The sequence below is a fragment of the Thioclava sp. F28-4 genome (assembly GCF_002020045.1).
GTDB lineage: Bacteria > Pseudomonadota > Alphaproteobacteria > Rhodobacterales > Rhodobacteraceae > Thioclava > Thioclava sediminum.
In genome coordinates, this window is record NZ_MPZQ01000009.1 from 46,894 (window position 1) to 67,094 (window position 20,201).

The window sequence follows — 20,201 nt, forward strand, 5'->3', positions numbered from 1 at the left end:
AACGGAGCATTCACATGGCTAAGACCCAAGACTACACCAAGATCATGCAGGACATGATGGCGTCCTTCCCCGTCGACACCTCGAAATTCCAAGACGCTTTCAAATCGCAAGCGGCTCTGGGCGAGAAGATGTCGCAGGTGGCGCTTGAAGCTGCCGGCAAGTCGACCGAAATCTCGACCAAATGGACCAAGGGCACCATCGACAAGATGGGCGACCTGACCAAAACCAAGGACGAGCCCGCCGATTACGCCAAGGCGATGAGCGACTTCGCGTCGGCTTCCGCCGAGATGGCTGCCGAAAACATGGCCGCTTTCGCTGAAATCGCGAAAAAGGTTCAGATGGACACCGTCGAGCTGATGATGGCTGCCGGCAAGGACATGTCGGAAGAAGCCTCCACAAACGTCAAGAAGGCGACCGCCGACATGACCGCCGCGACGAAGAAAGCCACGGCGGCTGCGAAGTAAGAATTCACCGCGGGCACCGGCTTCCTCCTCCCAGTCGGCCTCGCGTATCTCGGGCGCGCCCTCGTGGCGCGCCCTTTTTCTTTTATTGCTTTTGGCAGCGCGGCGTCACACAATCGCTGCACAAGCACAATCCGGGGAGGATCGCATCACATGGCCGAAGACGAAAAGCCCTTGCTGATCAAGCGTTACGCCAGCCGCCGTCTCTACAACACCGAGACCAGCGATTACGTGACGCTCGAAGACATCGCGAAATTCATCCGCGACGGGCGCGAGGTGCAGATTGTCGATCTGAAATCGGGCGACGACCTGACGCGGCAATATCTGCTGCAGATCGTGGCCGAGCACGAAAGCCGCGGCGAGAATGTCCTGCCGGTAGACGTGCTGACCGATCTGGTGCGCTCCTATACGGGGGCTGCGCAATCGGTGGTGCCGCAATTCCTCGCAGCCAGCTTCGAGATGCTGCGCGAGGGGCACTCGCATATGCTCGAGAATATGAACAAGATGCCAAATCCCATGGCCTCGATGCCGGGCTTCGAGGCTCTGCAGGCGCAGCAACAGGCCTTCTTGCAGAACATGATGGCCGGCTGGGGCACGGCAGGCTCGTCCGGCCCCGCGCCCGATGACGGCGATGATCGCGGCGAGTTGGACTCGATCAAGAAACAGCTCGCCGATCTGCAGAGCAAGCTCAACAAGATGTAAGCGAGAGGCGCCCGAGCGGCGCCTTTTTCTTGGCCCATAGCCAAGGGGGCGCTGCCCCCTCGGTGCTGCGCACCTCACCCCCGGGATATTTTCGCCAACACGAACGCGCACGAGGCTTTCAGCTTCGGCTTGGCCGAAATATCCCGGGGGAGCGCGTTAGCGCGGGGGCAGCGCCCCCTGCGACACCTCCCCCAGCCCCAAGCCATTGACAGCCGCGCGCGAGCCGCGCAAAAGGCTCGGGAAGCATATATCCCGCAACCGGGCGTTCCGTGGGCGCCAAACCGACGAGGAGGACGACATGTCCCAAATCTCCCTCACCTTTCCCGATGGCAATTCGCGCGACTACGACGCGGGCGTGACGCCGGCCGAAGTGGCCGCCTCCATCGCGACGTCGCTGGCGAAGAAAGCGATCTCTGCGCAGGTGAACGGCGCGCATTGGGATCTGCAATGGCCGATCCAGGAAGACGCGCAGATCGCCATCAACACGATGCAGGATGACGGCCCCGCGCTGGAGCTGATCCGCCACGACCTCGCCCATATCATGGCCCGCGCCGTGCAGGAGCTCTATCCCGGCGTGAAGGTCACGATCGGCCCGGTCCGCGACAATGGCTGGTTCTACGACTTCGACCGCGAAGAGCCCTTCACGCCCGAAGACCTCGGCGCGATCGAGAAGAAGATGCGCGAGATCATCAACGCGCGCGACGCCATCAAGACCGAGGTCTGGAGCCGCAAACACGCGATCGACCACTATCTGGCGACGGAAGAGCCCTACAAGGTCGAACTGATCAACCGGATCCCGCAAGGCGAAGACATCCGGATGTATTGGCATGGCAACTGGCAGGATCTCTGCCGTGGCCCGCACCTGCAGCATACCGGTCAGGTTCCGGCGGATGCGTTCAAGCTGACCCATGTCGCGGGCGCCTATTGGCTGGGCGACAGCTCGCGTCCGATGCTGCAGCGCATCTATGGCGTGGCCTTCAAGACCAAGAAGGACCTCAACGCCTGGGTCACGATGATGGAGGAGGCCGCCAAGCGCGACCACCGTAAGCTCGGCCGCGAGATGGACCTGTTCCACATGCAGGAAGAGGCGCCGGGCCAGATCTTCTGGCACCCGAACGGCTGGACCATCTACACCGCGCTGCAGGACTACATGCGCCGCAAGCAGCGCGATGACGGCTATGTCGAGGTGAACACGCCGCAGGTGGTGAACCGCAAGCTCTGGGAAGCCTCGGGCCACTGGGAGAACTACCAGGAGAACATGTTCATCGTCGAAGTCGACGAGGATCATGCACGCGAGAAGACGGTCAACGCGCTCAAGCCGATGAACTGCCCCTGCCACGTGCAGATCTTCAATCAGGGCGTCAAATCCTATCGCGACCTGCCGCTCCGCATGGCCGAGTTCGGCTCCTGTGCGCGTTACGAGCCCTCGGGCGCGCTGCACGGCATCATGCGCGTGCGCGGCTTCACGCAGGATGACGCCCATATCTTCTGCACCGAGGATCAGATCGAGGCGGAAACCGAGAAATTCATCAAGTTCCTCTCGGGGATCTATGACGATCTCGGCTTCACCGACTGGCGCATCAAGCTGTCGACGCGCCCCGAAAAACGCATCGGTAGCGATGAAAGCTGGGATTACACCGAAGCCGCGCTCGGCAATGCATGCAAGGCCGCCGGTTACGATTACGAGATCTTCGAAGGCGAAGGCGCGTTCTACGGGCCGAAGCTGGAATTCGTGCTGACCGACGCGATCGGGCGCGACTGGCAATGCGGCACGCTGCAGGTCGACACGAACCTGCCCGAGCGTCTGGATGCGGAATTCGTGGGCTCGGATGGCGAGCGCCACCGCCCCGTGATGCTGCACCGCGCAGTGCTGGGCTCGTTCGAGCGCTTCATCGGCATGCTGATCGAGAACTTCGCGGGCAAGATGCCGCTCTGGCTCGCGCCGCGTCAGGTGGTCGTGGCCTCGATCGTCTCGGATGCCGACGACTACGTGCTGGAAGTGACGTCGAAGCTGCGCGCCGCCGGCATCCGCGCCGAGGCCGACACCCGCAACGAGAAGATCAATTACAAGGTCCGCGAGCACTCGCTCGGCAAGGTCCCCTATATCTTCGCGATCGGGATGAAAGAGGTCGAGGAACGCACCGTGTCTGTCCGCAAACTCGGCGACACCCGCACCTCCACGGTGGCAATCGACGAGATCGTCGAGCAGTTGATCACCGAATCGACGCCGCCCGATTTGCGCGGATAATTGCCGCAAATTCAGGCCGATCCGGAATTTTCACAGACCTGTGAGGGGCTTGCGCCCCTCACGGAATGTCATTGCATTTTTGCAATTCTCGGAGAGACTTGAATATGCGTGTGTTACAGACTTTCCTACCGCCTCGCTTCTGAAAAAGGCAGCCGGAAGACCCGAAAGAGACTGGCTGCACGGCCCGGACGCAATATCGCGCCGGGAGACTACGAAGGAGAAGACGGTAATGGCCACTGGCACCGTGAAATGGTTCAATTCCACCAAGGGTTACGGCTTCATCGCGCCCGACGAAGGCGGCAAGGACGTGTTCGTGCACATCTCTGCTGTCGAGCGTGCGGGTCTCAAGGGGCTCGATGACAATCAGAAGATCCAATATGAGCTGCAGTCGGGTCGCGACGGCCGCTCCTCGGCATCGGATCTGGTCCTGCTCTGATCTTAGGATCGGACGGTAAGGATTTGAAACGGCGCGCATCGCGGGATGCGCGCCGTTTTTCTGTCTCAGTCTTCGATGAGGGGCTCCCCTCTCAGAGCCACTCGGCCTGCGTGGCCTTCGCCCAGCCCAGCGTCAGCTTGTCGCCCTCGCGGATCACCGGGCGCTTCATCAGCGCGGGATGTTCGCCCAGCAGATCGGCGACGGGCTTTTCGCGCTCGCTTTCGGGCAGGTTGCGCCACGTCGTGGAGGCGCGGTTGACGATCTTGTCGCCGAAGGCCGCCTCGAATTCCGCGACCTCGGCCCCCGTCAGAGGCTCCGCCCGCACGTCGTGAAACTCCACGTCGCGCCCGGCCGCTTCCAGCGCCTTGCGCGCCTTGCGCACCGTGTCGCAGGTCGAAATCCCGTAAACGATCATATCCCCTCCTCCAGCGCGCCGTTATCCAGATGCAACACGCGGTCCATCTTGGCGGCGAGCTCCATGTTATGCGTCGCGATCAGCGCCGACAGACCCGTCTCGCGCACCAGCCCCATCAGCACGTCGAACACGGTATCCGAGGTGGCCGGGTCGAGATTGCCCGTGGGCTCGTCGGCCAGCAACAGGCTCGGCCCGTTCGCGAGCGCCCGGCAGAACGCCACGCGCTGCTGCTCACCCCCCGACAGCGCCGAGGGGCGGTGATCCATCCGGCCCGCCATACCGACGCGGCTCAAGAGGTCCTCGGCCCGCTCTTCCGCCGCCTTGCGGCTGACGCCATTGGCCAGCTGCGGCAGCACGATATTCTCGACCGCCGAGAACTCCGGCAGCAGGTGGTGGAACTGGTAGACGAAGCCCAGCTTCTCGCGCCGCGCCGCCGTGCGCTTGCCATCGCGCGCACCGGTCAGGTCCTCGCCATCGATCAGCACCCGCCCGGAATCGGGCGTGTCCAGCAGCCCCGCGATATGCAGAAGCGTCGATTTCCCCGCCCCCGAGGGCGCGACCAGCGCCACGACCTGCCCTTTCGGAATGGTCAGATCGAGACCTTTGAGCACCGTGATCTCGTTCGGCTTGCCCCGGTTGTAGCACTTTTCCAACTGTTCGCAGATCAGAACGTCATTCATAGCGCAGCGCCTCCACCGGGTTCATGCGCGCAGCACGGCGCGCCGGGAAGATGGTCACGATGAAGCTCAGCGTCAGCGACAGCGCCACCGCCTTGGTCACGTCCCAGGGCTGCAATTTCGCTGGCAGATGATAGATGCCGCGGATCGACGGGTCCCAGGCATCGCCACCATTGAGCCAGTTCACGAAGCCCATGACGTGGTCGATATTCACCGCGAACAGCACCCCGATCGCCAGCCCCGCAAGCGTTCCGATCACCCCGGTGAAGGCCCCGCACAGGAAGAAGACCCGCAGGATTGAGCCCTCGCTAAGCCCCATCGTGCGCAGGATGCCGATATCGCGACCCTTGTTCTTCACCAGCATGATCAGCCCCGAGGTGATATTCATCGAAGCGATCAGCACGAGGATCGAGAGGATGATGAACATCACGTTATCCTCGACCGAGAGCGCGCGCAGGAAGCTCGACGAGGCGTCCTTCCACGTCCACAAAAGCGTGCCCTTGCCGCTCGCATCCATGATCGCGGGCTCCCATTCGGCGATGCCTTCCGGATCGGCCACGTCGACGTCGATCTCATCCACCCCGCCTTCGCGGTTGAAGAAGCTCTGCGCCTCCTTGAACGGCATATAAAGCCGCGTCTGGTCGATGTCATACCGCCCGGCCGAGAACACATACGAGATCTTGTAGGCGTTCACCCGCGGGCTCGTGCCGGACGGCGTCTTGGCCCCGTTCGGCGAGATCACCTTGACCGTGTCGCCCACCGTCACGCCCAGATCGCGCGCCATCCCGATGCCGATCGCGATGCCTTCACCGTAATTGTCGATATCGCCCTGCGCGTCGTCGGAATGGGCGATATTGGGGATGTTCTTCAGATCCGACAGCGCCAGCCCGTAAACATCCGCCACGTTGGAGCGGTCGCCGAAGCTGACCATCGCCTGACCGCGCACGGCCGGGGCCGCGCTGACCACACCGGGGATCGCCTTGATCCGCTCGGTGCGCGCGGCATAGTCGCGGATCAGCTTGGAATAGACGCCCGAGCCCTCGGCCACTTCCATCGGCGCGGAATAGACCGTGATCTGCGGGTTCGAGCCGACGATAGTCGAGACGAACTCGGCGCGGAAGCCCGCGCGCACGGCAAGCGTCGCGATCAGGGCGGCCACGCCCAGTGCGATGCCGATCAGGGAAATCCATGTCATGACCGAGACGCCACCTTCGGCGCGGCGCGCGCGCAGATAGCGCCATGCGATCATGAACTCGAAACGGGAAAACGGGGCAGTGCGTGCGGCCATCGGCTCCATCCACGAAAATTCGGCGCAAGCTGGCGCGGCGGGGTCGAAAGGTCAAGCCTGCGCCCGGTCATAGCGGCGAGAGCGCGCCTGTTTCGGCTTGGTCGAAATATCCCGGGGGAGCCCGGAACGGGCGGGGGCAGAGCCCCCTATTTACAGCCCAGCGTGCCGGACACATCCGCCAGAAGCGGCGCCATGCCCTCGGCCAGATCGGCCGGGTAATCGGTCTGCACGGAGGCGAGCACCGGCCCACCCTCACAATCGAGCCGCGCGGTCTTGCGCAGCGTCACCTTGCCGAACGAGTCCTTGGAGCGGATTGCGAACCCGTCCTCGGTCACGTCATCCGACAGCACCGTATCGCCATCGAGCAGGATCGTGTGCAGCAGTTGTTCATGTGCCACCGTGAGGTCGCCCCCCTGATCGACATGGGCGCGCAACGCGACATGGGCGGTCTTGTGCGGGTCGATATCGGGGGCGGAGAACAGGATCCCGCCCCCCGGCATCTCATCCGACGTCCAGCCCTGCGGCACCTTGGCGGAGATGCCAAGCGCGTCGCTCGACCACGCCACTAGGCCCTGCCGGGCGCCCTGCCCCGAGCCTTCGGCCAAAGCGGGCCCGGCGAGCAGGCCCGCCGCGACCGCGCTGGCGGCAAAGATCAGATCAAAGCCCTTCATAGATGCCCACGATCTTCTCGACCGCCTCTTCCGCCGGCATCTCCTCGCTCTCGCCGGTGCGGCGGCAGGTCAGTTCCACCTTGTTCGCCGCGATCCCGCGCGGGCCGACGGTGATGCGCCACGGCAGGCCGATCAGGTCCATGGTGGCGAATTTCGCGCCCGCGCGCTCTTCGCGGTCGTCATAGAGCGGGTCGAGCCCGTGATCGAGGAACGCGCGGTAGAGCGCTTCGCAGGCGCTGTCGCAGCTGACATCGCCCTGCTTGAGATTGACGATACCGACATGGAACGGCGTCACCCCCTCGGGCCAGATGATGCCCTTGTCGTCGTGGTTCGCCTCGATCAGCGCGCCGACGAGACGGCTCACACCGATCCCGTGCGAGCCCATATGGACCGGGACTTTCGAACCGTCCGGGGTCTGGACACTCGCGCCCAGCGCCTCGGAATATTGCGTGCCGAAATAGAAGATCTGACCGACCTCGATGCCGCGCGCGACGCGGCGCCGCTCTTCCGGGACCTCGTTGAAGGCCGCCTCGTCATGGGTCTCGTCAGTGCGGGCATAGCGCGAAGTGAACTCTTCCAGCACGCTCTGGCACTGCGCCACGTCGTCATAATCGATCTCGCGGTCGCCGAAGGTCAGATCGGTGATCTCGCTGTCATAGAAGACCTCCGACTCGCCCGTCTCGGCCAGCACGAGGAATTCATGGGTGTAATCGCCGCCGATCGGGCCGCTATCGGCGCGCATCGGGATCGCCTGCAGCCCCATGCGCTCATAGGTGCGCAGATAGCTGACGAGATGGCGGTTATAGGCGTGCAGCGCGTCTTCCTTCGACAGATCGAAGTTGTAGCCGTCCTTCATCAGGAATTCGCGGCCGCGCATCACGCCGAAGCGCGGGCGGATCTCGTCGCGGAATTTCCACTGGATCTGATAGAGCGTCAGCGGCAGTTGCTTGTAGCTCGACACATGCGCGCGGAAGATGTCGGTCACCATCTCCTCGGCGGTGGGCGAGTAAAGCATATCTCGCCCCTGCCGGTCGGTGATCCGCAGCATCTCTTCGCCATAGCCGTCATAGCGGCCCGACTCGCGCCACAGATCTGCCGATTGCAGCGTCGGCATCTGGATCGCGAGATGGCCGGCACGCGCCTGCTCTTCATGCACGATCTGCTCGATCCGGCGCAGCACCTTGAAGCCCATCGGCAGCCAGGAATAGATCCCGGCCTGCTGCTGCTTGATCATACCCGCACGCAGCATCAGCCGATGCGAGGCGATCTGCGCCTCGGCGGGGGTTTCCTTGAGAACGGGAAGAAAATAGCGGGACAGGCGCATGAGCGGTCCTTCGAGGGTTGGTGTCAGACGTTGCGTTTGGCCTAGAGGAAACGGGGGCGTTGGGCAAGATGGTGGCGCAGGTTGCGGGTGTCGCCTATGAGGGGGCTCCGCCCCCGGCGCATCCGCGCCTCCCCCGGGATATTTCCGCCAAGAGGAAGGGGCGCGCGATCCTAGCCTTGATTTCCCACCGCATTTCGCCACGTTAGAGCGAACGCATCGCTTAAAAGGACCGCGCATGGCCCTGCCTGCCCGCCAGCAAGTCACCTATTGGTCCGTCGCCGCCTTGGTGCTGGTCCTGTCGCTGTGGTGGCTGGGCAATGTCATCCTGCCCTTCATCATGGGTGGCGCGATCGCCTATTTCCTCGACCCGCTCGCAGACCGGCTGGAGAAGCTGGGGCTGAGCCGCGCGGCCTCGACCGCGATCATCGGGCTGGTGACGGTTCTGATTTTCGTCGTGCTGGCGCTCGCCGTGGTGCCGATGCTGGCGCGGCAGTTGGGACAGCTCGTCGCCCTGGCGCCCGATCTTCTGGCCTCGTTGCAGACCTTCCTGAACGAGCGTTTCCCCAATCTCCTGCACAACTCGGTCGTGAACGACACGCTCAATACGCTCGGCACCGCGATCAAGGCGCGCGGCGGCGAATTGGCGGCGACCCTGCTGAGTTCGGCGATGACGCTGGTGAATGTCGTCGTCTTCATCGTCGTGGTGCCGGTCGTGGCCTTCTACATGCTGCTCGACTGGGACCGGATGGTCGCGAAGATCGACGGCTGGCTGCCGCGCGATCACGTCCACACGATCCGTACCATCGCGCGCGATATCGACCGGGTGCTGTCGGGCTTCGTGCGCGGTCAGGTCACGGTCTGCCTCGTGCTGGGCACTTTCTACGCGATCGCGCTGATGGCGGCGGGGCTCGATTTCGGGCTGCTGGTGGGCTCGGTCGCAGGCGCGCTGACCTTCATCCCCTATATCGGGGCGATCATCGGCGGCGCGCTCGCCATCGGCCTCGCGCTGTTCCAGTTCTGGGGCGAGTGGTTCAATATCGGCATCGTCGCGGGCATCTTCGTGCTCGGCCAGTTTCTCGAAGGCAATTTCGTCACCCCGAAACTCGTGGGCGATTCGGTCGGGCTGCATCCGCTCTGGCTGATCTTCGCGCTGTCCGCTTTCGGCACTTTGTTCGGTTTTGTTGGCATGTTGGTCGCCGTTCCCGTCGCTGCGGTGATCGGAGTGGTTGCGCGCTTCTTCATCGACCAATATCTGCAAGGGGCGCTTTACCGAGGGCAAACGGAGCGCGAGCCGACAGCCCATTCGCCGATCTCTCTCATCAACGAGGAGACCGGGGAAGTGACGGGCGCGACCGAGACGACCGAACACGAGAGCTGAGAATGGCCGAGCAGTTGACCTTCCCGCTGCACCTGCGTTCCGCGCAGGGGCGTGAAGACTTCTTCATCTCGCCAGCCAATGCGCTGGCGGTGACGACCCTCAATGCGCCCGAAACATGGCCGCTGGGCCGGATGATCCTGATCGGGCCGGAAGGCGCGGGCAAGACGCATCTCGCGACGATCTGGGCCGATGAACAGGGCGCCGACATCCTGCCCGCCCGCGATCTGACCGAAGAGATGGCCCCGGCCCTCGTCGCGAAAGGGGCCGCCGTGATCGAACGCGCCGAGAGGATCGGCGCGGATGAGGCGGGCCAGCGCGCGCTGTTTCACCTGCACAACCTGATGCAGGCCGAGGGCGGGCGGCTTTTGCTGACCGCGCGCACGCCGCCGCGCGACTGGGGGATGACCCTGCCCGATCTGATCAGCCGGATGGAGGCGACCGCGACCGTGCGGATCACGCCCCCCGATGACGCGCTGCTGGCGGCCGTGCTGGTGAAGCTGTTCTCGGACCGGCAACTGACCGTGCCGCCGAACCTGATCGGCTGGCTGGTCACGCGGATGGACCGCTCTCTGGCGACCGCGCGCAAACTGGTCGCGGCGCTCGATCGGCAGGCGCTCGCGCAGCGCCGTGCGATCACCCAAAGACTGGCGGCGGAGGTTCTGGACAGTCTCGACTGAGCCGCGCAAACTGTCACGGAGCCATTACAAAATCCAACGATAAGCGCGCCATGACCCAAGCAGATTTCCTCAAGACCCCCTTCCCCACGCCGATCACGCTGCCCGAGTCGGAGATCAGCGGACCGGGCCGGTTCTTCAACCGGGAATTGAGCTGGCTGGCCTTCAACTGGCGGGTGCTGGAAGAGTCGCGCAATCCGCGTGTGCCGCTGTTGGAGCGTGTGCGCTTCCTGTCGATCTCGGCCACCAATCTCGACGAATTCTACACCGTGCGCGTGGCGGGCCTGATGGAGCTTGTGCGCGAAAGCAACGTGAACGCCTCCGATGACGGGCTGACCCCGGCCGAGCAGCTGGAAAAGATCAACGCCAATGCCCGGCGGCTGATGGACACGCAGCAGGCGACGTGGTCGGCGCTCAAGCGTGAGATGGAGCGCGAGGGCATCCATGTGGTGAGCCGCTCGCGGCTGACCAAGCGCGATCTCGACTTCCTCTCAGATCACTTCCTCAACAACGTCTTCCCGGTGCTCTCGCCGCTGGCGATCGACCCCGCGCACCCGTTCCCCTTCATCCCGAATACCGGCTTCTGCCTCGCGCTGGAGCTGGAGCGCGAAAGCGATCAGCGCCGGTTGCAGGCGCTCTTGCCGATCCCGGCGCAGATCGACCGTTTCGTGCGGCTGCCGGGCGAGGCGCGCTTCCTGCCGCTCGAACAGCTTCTGATGCTGCATCTGAGCTCGCTCTTCCCGGGCTACAAGGATGTGGGCTCGTGCTCGTTCCGGGTGCTGCGCGACAGCGATCTGGAAGTCGAGGACGAGGCCGAAGACCTCGTGCGCGAATTCGAGACCGCGCTCAAGCGCCGCCGCCGCGGTCAGGTCATCCGCATGTCGGTTTCCCCGGGCGCTCCCGAGGACCTGCAAGCGCTGGTGATGCGAGAACTGCATGTCGATCCCGACGAGGTCGTCGAGGAAAAGGGCCTCGTGGGCATTGCCGATGTGAAGGAACTGATCCTGAACGAGCGGCCCGATCTGCTCTGGCCGACCTTCACCCCGCGCGTGCCCGAACGCGTGCAGGACCACGAGGGCGACATGTTCGCCGCGATCAAGCAGAAGGACATCCTTCTGCACCATCCCTACGAGACCTTCGATCTGGTGGTGCGCTTCATCGATCAGGCGGCGAACGATCCCAACGTGCTGGCGATCAAGCAGACGCTCTATCGGACGTCGAAGGACAGCCCCGTCGTCTCCTCGCTGTGTGAGGCGGCGGAGAACGGCAAGTCGGTGACCGCTCTCGTGGAGCTGAAAGCCCGGTTCGACGAGGCCGCCAATATCCGCCAGTCGCGCCGTCTGGAGCGCGCGGGCGCTCATGTCGTATACGGGTTCATCAACTACAAGACCCACGCCAAGATCTCGACCGTCGTGCGCCGCGAGGGCGACCATCTCGTGACCTACACCCATTACGGCACCGGCAACTACCACCCGATCACCGCGAAGATTTATACCGATCTGAGCTTCTTCACCTGCGACGCGGCGCTGGGGCGCGATGCGACGAAGGTTTTCAACTACCTCTCGGGCTATGTGCAGCCTGAAGGTCTGGAGAACCTCGCGATCTCGCCGATCACGCTGAAGCCGCGCCTGCTGGACCTGATCGACCGCGAGATCGAACACGCCAAGGCGGGCAAACCCGCGGCGATCTGGGCGAAGATGAACTCGCTGATCGAATCCGACGTGATCGACGCGCTCTACCGGGCGTCGCAGGCGGGGGTGAAAATCTCGCTCGTGATCCGCGGCATCTGCGGCATCCGCCCCGGCATCAAGGGCCTGTCCGAGAATATCCGCGTCAAATCCATCGTCGGACGGTTCCTCGAGCATTCGCGCATCGTGTGCTTCGGCAATGGCCATGCCCTGCCGTCGAACGACGCGCGGGTGTTCTTCTCCTCCGCCGACTGGATGGGACGCAACCTCAACCGCCGGGTGGAGACGCTGGTGGAGGCCAAGAACCCCACGGTGAAGGCGCAGATCGTCAGCCAGATCATGGCGGCGAACATGGCCGACGAGGCGCAGAGCTGGATTCTGCAGCCCGACGGCAAGTTCATCCGCCACCTGCCCGACGACCGCGAGGACCTGTTCTCCTGCCACCGGTTCTTCATGGAATACCCCTCGCTCTCGGGCCGGGGTTCCGCTGGGGCAAGCGACGTTCCCGAACTTGCCCATAGCTTCGACTAGCCCTAGCTTTGGGTGCGAACGACTCGAACGGACGGGCAGATGAGCAAAGACAAAGCGGCGCCGACAGTTGATGACAGCGACGATTGGGATCCGTTCGGCCAGCCTCTCTTCGATGACCCATCCGTGCGCGCGCTCTCGCGCGTCGGCGTCGTCGATATCGGCTCCAACTCGATCCGGATGGTGGTCTTCGACGGGGCGGCGCGCAGCCCCGCCTATTTCTTCAACGAGAAGGTCATGGCGGGCCTCGGCCAAGGGTTGGCGGAGACCGGCAGGCTCAATCCCGAGGGCCGCGAACGCGGGCTGACCGCGCTCAAACGCTTCGCCGCGCTCGCCGAGGGGATGGAGATCGGCCCGCTCACCTGCGTCGCCACCGCCGCGATGCGCGATGCCGAGGACGGCCCCGAGTTTCACCGCAAGATCGAGAAAGAGACCGGCCTCAAGGTCCATATCGTCGACGGGCTCGAAGAGGCGCGCCTCTCCGCGCAAGGGGTGCTTCTGGGCTGGCCCGAGGCCGAGGGCCTCGTCTGCGATATCGGCGGCAACTCGATGGAGCTGGCCGAGATCCGCGGCGGCAAGGTCTGGCGTCGGGCCACCTCGCAGCTTGGCCCCTTCCGTCTGCAGCAGATCGCGGGCGGCAAGAAGGCCATCACCGCCCATATTCAGGCGACGATGCAGGAGCTGGCCGAGAAGGTCGGCACCGAGCACGAACGCATCTACCTCGTCGGCGGCTCGTGGCGCGCCATCGCACGTCTCGACATGGAGCGGCGCGACTATCCGCTGCTCGTGCAGCACGAATACCGGATGAAGCCCGACGAGCTGGGCGAGACGATCGAGTGGATCGGCAAATCCGACATGGAGAAGCTGCGCGCGAAAACCGGCACCTCCTCGGCGCGGATGGAACTCGTCCCGCTGGCAAGTCAGGTGCTGCGCGAGCTGATCGCCACCTTCGAGCCCAAGGAGATCGACGTCTCCGCCTACGGCATCCGCGAAGGGCTGCTTTACGAGCAGATGCCCGAACGGCTGCGCCGCCGCGATCCGCTGGTGGAAGCCGCGCGCCATACCGAGCGCGTGATGAGCCGGATGCCCGGTTTCGGCAAGAAGCTCCACGCCTTCATCGAACCTATCTTCGGGCCGCTGCCGCCCGAGAAATTCCGCCTCGTGCGCGCGGCCTGCCTGCTGCATGACACGACGTGGCGCACCCATCCCGATTACCGCGCCGAGGCCTGTTTCGAGAACGTCACCCGCGCGAATTATTCGGCCATGTCCCACCCCGAGCGGATCTGGCTCGGCGTGGCGCTGCTGCACCGCTACAAGAACTCGCGCGGCGGATCGCGGCTGGAGCCGTTCCTGCCGCTGCAGACGGAAGAGCAGATTCAGGAGGCCGAGGTTCTGGGCAAGGCGATGCGCTTCGGCTCGATGTTCGCGACCCACAGCCCCGCCGATGCCGGCGAGCTGAAATATTCGGCCAAGAAGGGCGAGTTGGAACTGAAACTGACCAAGCGCGGCAAGGCGCTGATGGGCGAGGTTGCCGAGTCGCGCTTCCGCTCGCTTGCGAGTGCGTTGAAGGCCGAACCTATCATCACCGACTAAAGCTCGATCCCGCCCTCCGGGATCTCAACCGGCCCGCCCTGGTTCGGGCCGTCTTTCTGCGGCGCGTCCTCGGGCGGCTCGGTCATCAGGGGCGGCGGCGGCGGCGCGTCCGCGTTGCGCCGCATGATGATATCGCCATTGGGCAGCCGCTCGGGCGCGCCGTAATTCGACATGTCGTCAACCAGCGCGAGGAACTGGCGCAGCTTCGGCCCCAACTGGGCCGCAGCCTCCCCCAAGCCTTTCTGCATCTCGTCGAGCTGCGGCTTCATCTCGTCCATCAGCCCGCGAAACAGCATCTGCGCGCCCTCCTGCAACAAGGAGAACCCTTGATCGACGTCGCCGCCCTCCTCCTGCGCGGAGACGGGCGTTGCCAGAAGGGCGAGCGACAAAGCGAAGACAAGCGGCTGTTTCATAGCTCCGATCCTACGCTGAAGCGGCGCGAAAATCACGCCCCCCGATCACTCGATATCGACGGAGACGGGAAAATGATCGGACGCCTGCAAAAGCGCCTCGCGCAATTCGGGCACGCGGTAGATATGGGGGTCGTCGAACGGGTGCCAGATACGCCACTTCGTCGCCCGGGCCGCCAGATCGGGCGAGAGCATCACGTAATCCAGCATGGCCGAGAAATACTGCTTCTGATCGACGAGGTAGAACCGCGCGGAACTGGGGGCTGCGGCCGTACGATGCGCTTTCGACAGCCGCGCATGGGGATCGTGAAGCCGCTCCGCGTCCGGCCCGCCCTCGCCCGCGACGATCTCCACGCCCGAGCGTCCGAACAGCTTCTCGTATTCGTCGAGCCCCGGACCGTCGTTGAAATCCCCCAGCACGATCAGGCTGTCGCCCGCCGCGAGATGTTCTTCCACGCGGCCCCGGATCCAGATCGACTGCGCCAATTGCTTGCGCCGGTTCTCGATCGCCATGCGGGTGGCTGTCTCGAGGCTCGTTGCGCCATGCGGGGCTTTCGACTTCACATGCACGCCGATCAGCCGAAGCACTTCCCCGCTCTGGGTTCCCAGCGCGACTTCGAGGGGTGGCTTGGAAAAGGTGACCGTATCCATCCGCGCATCGATATCGAGGTCGATCCGCAGGCTGCCATCGAAGCGCGGCCACGCCTCCGAACTTTGCGGATCATGCCGCGCCGTCACGACATCGGGATCATAAAGCAGCGCCAATTCCTGCTGCGTGTCGTTGGAAAAGCCCAGAAGCGCGCGACGCTGGCGCAGCCCGAACCGCTCCGCAAAGCCTTCGAGCATATCCACCGTCTTGTGGCGATGATTGTCGTCGGGCGCCTCGACAACCAGAAGCACATCGGCCTCCAGCGCGCTCATCACGATCGCGATCGCCCCGGTTTGCTGGCTACGCGTCACGTTGTAGCGCGCCGACCATTCACCATCGTCGAGAAGCGTCCCGTTGCGCGCGAAAAGGCTGTTGAACCACTCGATATTCCAAGTGGCGATCCGCATCACGCCTCCGCATGGCTGGCGCGGATTTCCTCCCAGGCCTTGTTGAGCGCAATGACCCGCGCCTGAGACAGCTGCACGGCTTCCTCAGGCAGACCGCGGGCAATCGCCCGGTCGGGATGGGCCTCGCGCACCTTGTTGCGCCAGACCTTGCGCACCTGATCGAGCGGCGTGCCCGGCTCGACCTCCAGCACGGTCCACGGATCGGGATCGGCATCTTCCACGAAGGCCGACCGCATCGCGCGGAAACAGCATTCCTCCAGCCCGAAAATCCGCGCGACTTCCAGCAGGAAGGCATCCTCGCCCTCGTGGTAATCGCCATCGGCCAGCGCGATAAAGAACAGGCCTTCGAGCACGTCCTTCAGCACATCCGCGCCGGGGCCGAACATGTTGGCGATCTTGCGGGCATAAGCGTCGAAGCCCGCCACATCGGTGCGCGCCATGTTGAAAACGCGCGCGGCATTGGCTTCCTCTTCCGGCGGGATCTGGAAGATGCGCCGGAACGCCGCGACCTCGTCGCGCGTGACCTGCCCGTCGGCCTTCGCCATCTTCGCCCCCAGCGCGATCACCGCGATGGTGAAAGCGACCGAGCGTTCCGGCGGCTGGCGCAGATTGTCGAAAACGGTCGACAGCGCCTCCCCCCGCCCGAGAGCGGAGAGCGCCTGCGCGATACGCGACCAAAGGGAGATGGGCTTGTCCATGATTCAAGTCTAGCCGCGCTGCGGCGGAAATGCACCCGCGCAAATCCGCCCTGTGATTAAATCGTTGTAATGTTTTGAAATGACTGGCGGCGCGCAGAGTTCCCCCGCGCGCCGCCCAAATTCAAAGCAAAGCCCGAACTTCGCCTTGGTCAAAATATCCCGGGGGGCGCGTCAGCGCGGGGGCAGAGCCCCCTCGCCCGTGCCACCTCTCCCGCGCCCTCAGGCCCTCGCCCTCAGGACCGCGCCTGACGCACGATGTCGAGGATCTCGCGCGCGGCCAGCGGGATGTTTGTCCCCGGCCCGAAGATCGCCTTCACGCCCGCCTTTTTGAGGTAGTCGTAATCCTGCTGCGGGATCACGCCGCCGCAGATCACGATGATATCCTCGGCACCCTTTTCCTTGAGCGCTTCGATCAGCTTCGGTGCCAGCGTCTTGTGACCCGCCGCCTGCGACGAAATCCCGACCACATGCACGTCGTTGTCGATCGCGTCCTGCGCGGCTTCTTCCGGCGTCTGGAACAGCGGGCCCACATCGACGTCGAAGCCGATATCGGCGAAGGCCGTCGCGATCACCTTGGCGCCGCGGTCGTGGCCATCCTGCCCCATCTTCACCACCAGCATCCGCGGGCGGCGGCCCTCTTCCTCGGCGAAGGTCTCGACGTCCTTCTGGATCTGGGCGAAGCCTTCGTCGCCGTCATAGGCCGCACCGTAGACACCAGCCAAAGTCTTCACCTCGGCGCGGTGACGTCCGAACACCTTTTCCATCGCCATCGAAATCTCTCCCACAGAGGCCCGGGCGCGTGCAGCTTCCACCGCCGCTTCGAGCAGGTTGCCACCCTCGGAGGCGCGGCGCGTCAGTTCCGTCAGCGCCGCCTCGCAGGCCGCCTCGTCGCGGCTTGCGCGCATCTTCTCGAGCCGCGCGATCTGGTTGTCGCGCACCTTCGCATTGTCGATATCAAGAATATCCAGCTCGTCCTCGGTCTCGCGGCGATACTTGTTCACCCCGACCACAACATCCTCGCCCCGGTCGATCAGCGCCTGACGCCGGGCGGCGGTTTCCTCGATGCGCAGCTTGGGCATGCCCGAGGCCACGGCCTTGGTCATGCCGCCCATCTCCTCGACTTCCTCGATCAGCTCCCACGCCTTCTCGGCCAGTTCCGCCGTGAGGCTTTCGACGTAGTAGGAGCCCGCGAGCGGATCGACCACGTTGGTGATCCCGGTCTCTTCCTGCAAGATCAGCTGCGTGTTGCGCGCGATCCGGGCCGAGAACTCGGTGGGCAGCGCGATCGCCTCGTCGAGCGCGTTGGTGTGGAGCGATTGCGTGCCGCCAAGCGCCGCCGACATCGCCTCGTACGCCGTGCGGATCACGTTGTTATAGGGATCCTGCTCGGCCAGCGAGACGCCCGAGGTCTGGCAGTGCGTGCGCAGCATCGAGCTTTGCGGCTTCTTCGGCTCGAACTCTTCCATGATCCGGCTCCACAGCAGGCGCGCCGCGCGCAGCTTGGCGGCCTCCATGAAGAAATTCATCCCGATCGCGAAGAAGAAGCTCAGGCGGCCTGCGAACTTGTCGACATCCATCCCCGCCTTGATCGCGGTGCGCACGTATTCGCGCCCGTCCGCCAGCGTGTAGGCCAGCTCCTGCACGAGGTTCGCACCCGCCTCCTGCATGTGGTAACCCGAGATCGAAATCGAGTTGAAACGCGGCATCTCGTTCGAGGTGTATTCGATGATATCCGCGATGATCCGCATCGAAGGCTCGGGCGGATAGATATAGGTGTTGCGGACCATGAACTCCTTGAGGATGTCGTTCTGGATCGTGCCCGACAGAACGCTGCGGTCATGGCCCTGCTCTTCGCCGGTGACGATGAAGTTGGCGAGGATCGGGATCACCGCGCCGTTCATCGTCATCGAGACCGAAATCTGATCGAGCGGGATACCGTCGAACAGGATCTTCATGTCCTCGACGCTGTCGATCGCCACGCCCGCCTTGCCGACATCGCCCTCGACGCGCGGATGGTCACTGTCATAGCCGCGGTGGGTCGCGAGGTCGAAGGCCACCGACACGCCCTGCTGCCCGGCGGCCAGCGCCTTGCGGTAGAAGGCGTTCGACTCCTCGGCGGTCGAGAAGCCCGCATATTGCCGGATCGTCCACGGACGGCCCGCATACATCGTGGCGCGCGGGCCGCGCGTGAAAGGCGACAGGCCCGGCATGGTGCCCAGATGGTCGAGCCCGTCCACGTCCTCTTCGGTGTAAAGCGGCTTGACCGCGATCCCTTCGAGCGTGTTCCAGGTCAGGTCCTCGAACGGCCTGCCACGCAGTTCCTTCTCGGCGAGCTTACGCCAGTCCTCTTTCTTGTCCGTCATGGCCAAATCCTTCTTCCACTGTCGCCGCGGCGGGTGTCTTCCCCGCGTCTTCGGCCGTCATTTCCACGAAATTCAGTCCCGGCGGCGCGCGGCGCAGCCAGGTCAGATCCTCCAGATAGCGGGCGGTCATCTGCGCGCGCTGCACCTGATCGAAAGGCATCCAGCGTCCCGGCCCCGCCGCGACGCGATGCCCGGCGCGCAGCAGCCCCTCGCGCAGCGCCGCGCGTCCCGGGGCCGCGTTTCGCCGTTTGCGGGCATCGAACAGCCCGGCAGGCAGGCCTTCGCCCGGCACAAGCGCCTGAAGCTGGGCCTGCGGCTCCGCCCCCAGCGCCTCATGGCTCCACACCGTGACGGTGGCGCCAAGCGCTGTCTGCGCCTGCGCGATCACCTCCGGCCAGCCGCGCGGATGATCGGCAAGCCGCGCAAGTCCGCGCGCATCGGGCAGGCCAGTGCCCCGCCCGGCCATCACCGACAGCACCGAAGACCACCACATATCATAGCGCCGCATCGACAGCGCCACGCCGCCCAGATGCTCGCCCAGCACCTGCCGCGCACGCTCCAGCCGCCCCGCCGCATCCGGGTAGAGCGTCAGCATGTCCACGCATTGCGGCATCGCGCCCAGCAGATTTTCCTCCGAGATCACCAGATGGCGCATCCCCTGATCGGCGAGCCGATCCAGCTCGAACGCCAGCGCGGTTCGCAGCCGCGACAGCGCCGTTCCATCCTCGGGCGTCACCAGATCGGGGCGCTTCACCAGCCCCGAGAACAGCCCCGCCCGCGTACGGTCCGGCCCCCAATAGGCGATCCCGCCTGCGGCCAGCGCGTCGGCGTTTTGCAGCATCCACGCCTGAAACGTCGTCGTCGCGGTGCGATGCGCCCCGATATGCAAAATGACATCCATGCCCGGCCCCCACGGCCCCGGGTCCAAGCGGCACCCTACCGCAGCCCCGAAAACCCGGCGCCAGTCTGCACCGCGAGTCCTTGCGCGGCGCTTAAAGGACGCATTTGGCGAAAATTCGCACGGTCCGGCATGGTGCGAGGGGGCTCGCGCGCATATATCAGGAACGAGAGAGGAGCCCATGACCCGTCTATTATCCCTTGGACTCGCTGCATTTCTTGCGCTGACGCCCTTCGCGGCCGCAGCCCAGGACAGCACCGTCGATCTCGCCGTGGCAGAGCCCGAGGTCATGCCCCCCTTCGCACCGGTCGATGGGGCGGATGCGGATCTGGACGCGTTCGTCTGGCAAAAACGGCCCATCGTGGTATTCGCCGACAGTCCGCTCGACCCGGCCTTCAAGGAGCAGATCCGGTATCTGAAGGACCATTGGGCGGAATTGGCCCGGCGCGACGTCGTCGTCATCACGGACACCACGCCCGATCCGGCCAGCGACGTGCGCCGCACGCTGCGCCCGCGCGGGTTCTCCCTCGTCATCATCGCCAAGGACGGCACGGTGAACCTGCGCAAGCCCGCCCCGTGGGACGCGCGCGAGATCGTCCGTTCGATCGACAAGATGCCGATCCGGCGCGACGAAATCCGCGAAGAGCGCGGCTTCTGACCACATCCCCGCACAACACCGCGCGCCAATAGATC

General features: G+C 64.6%; 19 protein-coding genes. 9 read left to right on the forward strand and 10 right to left on the reverse strand.

The genetic code is table 11. The features are described from left to right. Positions 1-14: 14 nt before the first annotated feature. From BMI87_RS17135 to BMI87_RS17150, 4 genes are all read left to right on the forward strand, one after another. Complete coding sequence (locus tag BMI87_RS17135; RefSeq protein ID WP_078522836.1) at positions 15-464, forward strand: phasin, PhaP; 450 nt, start codon at positions 15-17, stop codon at positions 462-464. Positions 465-614: 150 nt separating this feature from the next. Further along, entirely contained in the window at positions 615-1,163 is a 549-nt protein-coding gene (gene phaR / locus BMI87_RS17140; protein ID WP_078522837.1) for a polyhydroxyalkanoate synthesis repressor PhaR, read from the forward strand. 298 nt (positions 1,164-1,461) lie between these two features. Beyond that, positions 1,462-3,411, forward strand: coding sequence for a threonine--tRNA ligase (gene thrS / locus BMI87_RS17145; RefSeq protein ID WP_078522838.1), 1,950 nt, complete (start codon positions 1,462-1,464; stop codon positions 3,409-3,411). Positions 3,412-3,640: 229 nt separating this feature from the next. Beyond that, positions 3,641-3,847 carry a cold-shock protein gene (locus BMI87_RS17150; protein ID WP_075775516.1) on the forward strand — a complete coding sequence of 69 codons (207 nt, stop codon included), beginning with the start codon at positions 3,641-3,643 and terminating at the stop codon, positions 3,845-3,847. A 91-nt stretch (positions 3,848-3,938) separates the two neighbouring features. Here BMI87_RS17150 and BMI87_RS17155 read toward each other — a convergent pair whose 3' ends face one another. The 5 genes from BMI87_RS17155 to proS form a co-directional block, all read right to left on the reverse strand. Then, positions 3,939-4,262 carry an arsenate reductase family protein gene (locus BMI87_RS17155; protein ID WP_078522839.1) on the reverse strand — a complete coding sequence of 108 codons (324 nt, stop codon included), beginning with the start codon at positions 4,260-4,262 and terminating at the stop codon, positions 3,939-3,941. After that, on the reverse strand, positions 4,259-4,942 hold the full coding sequence (locus BMI87_RS17160; protein WP_078522840.1) for an ABC transporter ATP-binding protein: 684 nt from the start codon (positions 4,940-4,942) through the stop codon (positions 4,259-4,261). Before BMI87_RS17160 ends, BMI87_RS17155 begins: the two co-directional genes overlap by 4 nt. Continuing rightward, the gene (locus BMI87_RS17165; RefSeq protein WP_078522841.1) at positions 4,935-6,227 is read right to left on the reverse strand and encodes a lipoprotein-releasing ABC transporter permease subunit; all 1,293 of its coding nucleotides are present in this window, start codon (positions 6,225-6,227) and stop codon (positions 4,935-4,937) included. Before BMI87_RS17165 ends, BMI87_RS17160 begins: the two co-directional genes overlap by 8 nt. A gap of 146 nt (positions 6,228-6,373) precedes the next feature. Continuing rightward, a complete protein-coding gene (locus tag BMI87_RS17170) occupies positions 6,374-6,898 on the reverse strand; it encodes a hypothetical protein (protein WP_078522842.1) in 525 nt (174 codons plus the stop codon). Continuing rightward, positions 6,885-8,222, reverse strand: coding sequence for a proline--tRNA ligase (proS, locus tag BMI87_RS17175; RefSeq protein WP_078522843.1), 1,338 nt, complete (start codon positions 8,220-8,222; stop codon positions 6,885-6,887). The genes BMI87_RS17170 and proS overlap by 14 nt, the downstream gene beginning before the upstream one ends. Positions 8,223-8,457: 235 nt before the next feature. Between proS and BMI87_RS17180 the strand changes: the two genes are divergently transcribed. Genes BMI87_RS17180 through BMI87_RS17195 form a run of 4 tightly spaced genes read left to right on the forward strand, consistent with a single transcriptional unit; the run spans position 8,458 to position 14,083 of the window. Next, positions 8,458-9,600, forward strand: coding sequence for an AI-2E family transporter (locus BMI87_RS17180; RefSeq protein WP_078522844.1), 1,143 nt, complete (start codon positions 8,458-8,460; stop codon positions 9,598-9,600). A 2-nt stretch (positions 9,601-9,602) separates the two neighbouring features. Continuing rightward, positions 9,603-10,277 carry a DnaA ATPase domain-containing protein gene (locus BMI87_RS17185; RefSeq protein ID WP_078522845.1) on the forward strand — a complete coding sequence of 225 codons (675 nt, stop codon included), beginning with the start codon at positions 9,603-9,605 and terminating at the stop codon, positions 10,275-10,277. Between the two features lie 50 nt (positions 10,278-10,327). Beyond that, entirely contained in the window at positions 10,328-12,493 is a 2,166-nt protein-coding gene (locus tag BMI87_RS17190) for an RNA degradosome polyphosphate kinase (RefSeq protein ID WP_078522846.1), read from the forward strand. A gap of 39 nt (positions 12,494-12,532) precedes the next feature. Further along, the gene (locus BMI87_RS17195) at positions 12,533-14,083 is read left to right on the forward strand and encodes a Ppx/GppA family phosphatase (RefSeq protein WP_078522847.1); all 1,551 of its coding nucleotides are present in this window, start codon (positions 12,533-12,535) and stop codon (positions 14,081-14,083) included. Here the strand turns inward: BMI87_RS17195 and BMI87_RS17200 are convergent. From BMI87_RS17200 to BMI87_RS17220, 5 genes are all read right to left on the reverse strand, one after another. Beyond that, complete coding sequence (locus BMI87_RS17200) at positions 14,080-14,496, reverse strand: hypothetical protein (RefSeq protein ID WP_078522848.1); 417 nt, start codon at positions 14,494-14,496, stop codon at positions 14,080-14,082. The two genes, BMI87_RS17195 and BMI87_RS17200, sit on opposite strands and share 4 nt — an antisense overlap. 45 nt (positions 14,497-14,541) lie before the next feature. Then, on the reverse strand, positions 14,542-15,549 hold the full coding sequence (locus tag BMI87_RS17205; protein WP_078522849.1) for an endonuclease/exonuclease/phosphatase family protein: 1,008 nt from the start codon (positions 15,547-15,549) through the stop codon (positions 14,542-14,544). After that, complete coding sequence (locus BMI87_RS17210; RefSeq protein ID WP_078522912.1) at positions 15,549-16,235, reverse strand: TerB family tellurite resistance protein; 687 nt, start codon at positions 16,233-16,235, stop codon at positions 15,549-15,551. Before BMI87_RS17210 ends, BMI87_RS17205 begins: the two co-directional genes overlap by 1 nt. Before the next feature lie 245 nt (positions 16,236-16,480). Next, a complete protein-coding gene (gene scpA, locus BMI87_RS17215) occupies positions 16,481-18,610 on the reverse strand; it encodes a methylmalonyl-CoA mutase (RefSeq protein WP_078522850.1) in 2,130 nt (709 codons plus the stop codon). Next, positions 18,582-19,511, reverse strand: a complete 930-nt coding sequence (locus BMI87_RS17220; RefSeq protein WP_078522851.1) for a hypothetical protein — start codon at positions 19,509-19,511, stop codon at positions 18,582-18,584. The genes scpA and BMI87_RS17220 overlap by 29 nt, the downstream gene beginning before the upstream one ends. A gap of 178 nt (positions 19,512-19,689) precedes the next feature. Between BMI87_RS17220 and BMI87_RS17225 the strand changes: the two genes are divergently transcribed. Beyond that, the gene (locus tag BMI87_RS17225; RefSeq protein ID WP_078522852.1) at positions 19,690-20,166 is read left to right on the forward strand and encodes a DUF4174 domain-containing protein; all 477 of its coding nucleotides are present in this window, start codon (positions 19,690-19,692) and stop codon (positions 20,164-20,166) included. The last annotated feature ends 35 nt before the right edge of the window (positions 20,167-20,201 follow it).